The sequence below is a fragment of the Acidiphilium sp. genome (assembly GCF_049977125.1).
GTDB lineage: Bacteria > Pseudomonadota > Alphaproteobacteria > Acetobacterales > Acetobacteraceae > Acidiphilium.
Genome location: NZ_JBMFGY010000201.1, coordinates 1 through 4,241, shown reverse-complemented (window position 1 = coordinate 4,241; position 4,241 = coordinate 1). Strand labels below are relative to the sequence as shown.

At 54.0% G+C, this 4,241-nt stretch carries 4 protein-coding genes; all 4 read left to right on the top strand.

What is annotated here, in order from left to right; translation table 11 throughout:
• On the top strand, positions 1–345 hold a 345-nt coding region (locus ACP5E6_RS16640), incomplete at its 5' end, for a hypothetical protein (RefSeq protein ID WP_427956023.1).
• A 228-nt stretch (positions 346–573) separates the two neighbouring features.
• Complete coding sequence (locus ACP5E6_RS16635) at positions 574–792, top strand: DUF2958 domain-containing protein (protein WP_427956020.1); 219 nt, start codon at positions 574–576, stop codon at positions 790–792.
• Between the two features lie 1,059 nt (positions 793–1,851).
• A complete protein-coding gene (locus ACP5E6_RS16630; protein ID WP_427956017.1) occupies positions 1,852–2,685 on the top strand; it encodes an SPFH domain-containing protein in 834 nt (277 codons plus the stop codon).
• A gap of 344 nt (positions 2,686–3,029) precedes the next feature.
• Positions 3,030–4,157, top strand: coding sequence for a TDT family transporter (locus tag ACP5E6_RS16625; RefSeq protein ID WP_427956015.1), 1,128 nt, complete (start codon positions 3,030–3,032; stop codon positions 4,155–4,157).
• The last annotated feature ends 84 nt before the right edge of the window (positions 4,158–4,241 follow it).

Below are 4,241 nucleotides of genomic sequence, written 5' to 3'. Positions count from 1 at the left end.
ATCTCGTTGTTGCAACACGGAATGTCAGGGATTTTGCAAGCTTCAAAGTTAAGGTTATTGATCCCTTCAACCTTCGGGCTTGAAATCGTCGAAGGGGGAATTGCGCGAACGCCGAATTACCCCTCAATGTCAAGGCCGATCGAGTTGAGGATGTGGGGTAATTTCTGCCGCAGCATCTCGAACCATGCGGCACCGGCCAGCGTTGCGGGGTCTGGTGGGTATCGTGCATCCTTCCCACCGCCCCGTCGGGGGAGACAGTACCGCCTCATCGAATATAGCTTCCGCGCCACGGCGTTCACGCAGGTCAGGACACAGGCGAAGGCGCTGATCAGGGTGGTGAAATAGACGATCGCTCATCGCCCAGGGTAGGCCGGCCTTGTCGGTGACGGTGGTGAAAAGAGATGCAGAATTGCCAATGGCGGTGTTGAACACGACCGCGCGGGTGACTTGCGCACCAGGTTGCTTGATTTCTTGGCAGGGATGGCCGCACTTTCGAAGCCGACGAAGCTGAATCGCTCTCCAGCCACGTGTTGCGTACGTGCCGGGCTGCAAAGCCTGGCACGAGGAGGCCACATGCTCATCACAGACGAACAACGCGCGACGATGCTCGAAAACGGCCGCGAATACGCCCGCAACCCGGACTTCAACCTCGTTCCCGTCGTGAGTTTGTTCGACCCGCTCGGCAGCGGGACCTGGCTGCTCACCGATCTTGATCCGGACGTTCACGATATCGCTAGTGACCGGTGCGAACCAGGCGTAGGATTTTCAGAATTAGGAAGTATAGGAATCTAGAAAATGGGAACGACATAGAAGATATCGAACTGGCGCTGGATCGGGATCGAAAAAAAATCGATTATCAGACACATAAACTCCGTTTGTGACAATGAGAATGAAGCGCATTCGTGCACCCACCATCGTAATGGTTATGTTCCATTAACAGGGTGGTCATGCGGTTATTCATCTGGTATTGCGGAATACGATTACGCATTTAACGGAAACTGACGATCAGCTATCATGAAGTTTAACCTAATTTACGATATTGGCAGCTGATGCATGTCCTCTTTCGCGTGAAATAAACAGCAGAAATGAATGGCTCGTTGAAGCGAGCGACCAGAGAGTAAAGTTACCGTGACCGATGATAACGAGACCGAGGCACTACTGAACCAGCTAGAGGATAAAAGTGGTTCAAAGGAACGCCGGAGACCGGGGCGGCGGAATTTTAGTAATCGAAACCTGATCCCGCTGCTCCGGAGATCGACCTGGGGAAGCAGGCCGGCTGACAATGACGGTAATGTCTCTGCGCCTGTGGATACGTCAGGGGATGGTGATGATCTCGCACCGTCACGAGGGATTTTGGTTGGGATTGCTTTGGCAGTGGCGTTCTGGATTGTTGCCATTGCCATATTTCTGATTAGTTAATGAAATATCAATAGAGAACGTCACCCTTCACGTGGAAGTGCAGATGTTTCCAGTCGGATTGGACTGTACCAATGTTGCGACACTCACTTTGACATAGGGTCCCATAAAGGATGACAATGAAATCATATGATCTATGTGTTATACTCGAAAATTTCGCCGGTGGTGCGATCTCCTCTCTTGGTGGCACCCAAGCTACTTCTCCCCGTACGGCGTCAGCTTCAAGCATGGTTCAGCTGGACGATCCAATTGTTGCCAATCTGCGGCTGAATTGCCTGCGATCTCCGTAATGCCCGAATCTCGCACTTGCCCCTCATCAAGCCTACATTTTGAGCGCACCGACACAAACGTGACGAGATCCCAACGTTCGTCGTCGGCAGGCCATCAAGATCAGCCGGTATCAGCCAAAGCCGGCTGGACATCAGGAGAGATCAATTGAACTTCGAAGCACAAGATTTCATCACCAGCCTTTTGTTCGTGATCGTCGCCTTCATCGTCCTCAGCGTCCTGATCCGCGCAACGGTCAAGATCCTGCGGGAATACGAGCGCGGTGTCGTGTTCACACTCGGACGATTTCAGAAGGTGAAAGGCCCCGGCATCATTGTACTGATCCCGTTTGTCCAGGAGATGGTTCGGGTCGATCTGCGCATCCAGGTGATCGAGATCCCCGCGCAGGATGTGATTTCGCGCGACAACGTTTCGATGAAGGTCGATGCGGTGCTGTATTTCAACGTTATTGACCCCGAGCACGCGATCATCAAAGTCCAGCAGTACATGCCTGCAACCGTGATGCTCGCACAGACGACCCTCCGCGCCGTGCTCGGCCAGCATCCGCTCGATGAGATGCTTTCCGAGCGCAAGAAGCTCAGTCAGGATTTGCAAGGTATTCTGGAGGGACAGACCGAAGTCTGGGGCATCAAGATCAGCAATGTCGAGATACGCACGGTCGAACTGACCGAAAATATGATCCGCGCCATTGCCAAACAGGCGGAGGCGGAACGCGATCGCCGTGCAAAGATCATTCACGCAGAAGCCGAATTCCAGGCGGCGCAGACGCTCGTCAATGCGGCGGCGATTCTGTCCAGCGTGCCCGCGGCCATGCAGCTGCGCTACCTACAGACGCTCACCGAAATCGGCGCCGAACAGAACTCGACGGTCATTTTCCCAATGCCGCTTGATATCATCAAACCGTTGCTCGCCCTGCTCGATTCCAAAGCCGCCGCAGTGCCGCTTCCGCCGCAGCCGATCGCTGTTCATGCCGTTACATGACGAGCTCGCATGGATGTTGCCACCCACGGCTGCGAGCAACGTCAGATCGTCGGTCAGCTGAACGCCGGAGATCTGGATCACCGGCAGGTCGAGCCCGGATAGATCCACTACCATCCATGCGGTCATGTGCGCCGGCAGACGCCCCTGTTTTTGATGCACGGACTTGCCGATGCCTAGATTACCTGGAGAGCGGAGGCGACTTTCCAGGAACAAGTGGGACACCCGACCAGAAACATCAGCATTCCAACCAAGTATAATGCGACTGGGATTTATGGCGGGGCAATGGTAAAAACTCGATGATTGACCTACACCCTCTACGCAAACTCTCTCACCCTCGAGAATTGGTGCATCAATTCACGCCAAACTGGTTCGCCCTGAATATGGGTACGGGGATCCTGTTCCTGATGCTGGCGCAGTTCCCGATCCCCGTCCCTGGCATCGAGTCGCTGACGCGCGTTCTTTTTTGGGCTGATATTGGATTCTACGTTGTTTTTTCGATTCTTTTCGTCAGTCGCTTCGTATTTTTCCGCCATGATGCCTTCAGATTGCTGGATCATCCGGTACAATCGATGTTTCTCGGTGCGATTCCAATGGGGTTGGCGCCAATCATCAATGGTGCCGTGGATTTTTATGGTCACTCTCATATTGCGGTGCATGCTGCCTTCGATCTCTGGATCGTCGATGCTGCATTATCATTGATCATTGGCTGGCTGGTGCCGTTTTATATGTTCACGCGTCAGGAACATGCATTCGAACGCATGACCGGCGTCTGGCTCCTGCCGATCGTACCAGCCGAAGTTGCAGCAGCAAGTGCCGGCACGATTGGTCCTCATCTGTCGGCACAAATCGAGCAATTCGTCGTTACCATTGGCTATGCCCTATGGGCGATCTCGGTACCTCTTGCCTTTGGTATTCTGGCTATTCTGTTTCTCCGCCTGGTACTGCATAAATTGCCTCATCGAGATATGGCCGTCTCAACCTGGCTGGCTCTCGGCCCCATTGGCACGGGTAGCTTGGGGTTGTTGTTACTCGGAAACGCCTCCACCCGCGCGTTTGCAGGTACCGGCCTTTCATCCATCTTTGCGATGGCGCAGGGTATTGGGCTGCTCGGTGGTCTGTTTCTCTGGGGAGTTGGCATCTGGTGGCTTGGGATGGCGACGTTGATCACGCTGCGTTATCTGAAAGAGGGCTTACCCTTTAACATGGGTTGGTGGGGTTTCACGTTTCCGCTCGGTGTTTATACGGCTGCAACGTTCGCGCTGGGTTCCGAAACGCGTTTTGCAATTTTCGAGTGGTTTGGAGCTCTTCTTACTGTTGTGCTTACTTTTTTCTGGACTCTCGTCACGACCCGGACCCTGCAAGGGATGTGGACCGGCCAACTCTTCGTGGCCCCGTGCCTTTTGTCCCCCGAAACCGGGTTGCCTATGTTTGACCCACCGCCAGTTACACTCGATGACGAGTTGAGGGTTTAAAGGTGATCAGACGCACAACCTCGATAATCCGATCGCCTTGCTACTACGCCGAGCAGATTTTTCCCGCTGGTGGGAGCGGGAGTC

Coding starts and splice junctions, on each gene's coding strand:
- ACP5E6_RS16635 (WP_427956020.1), top strand. CDS start 574: ATGCTCATCACAGACGAACAACGCGCGACGATGCTCGAAAACGGCCGC.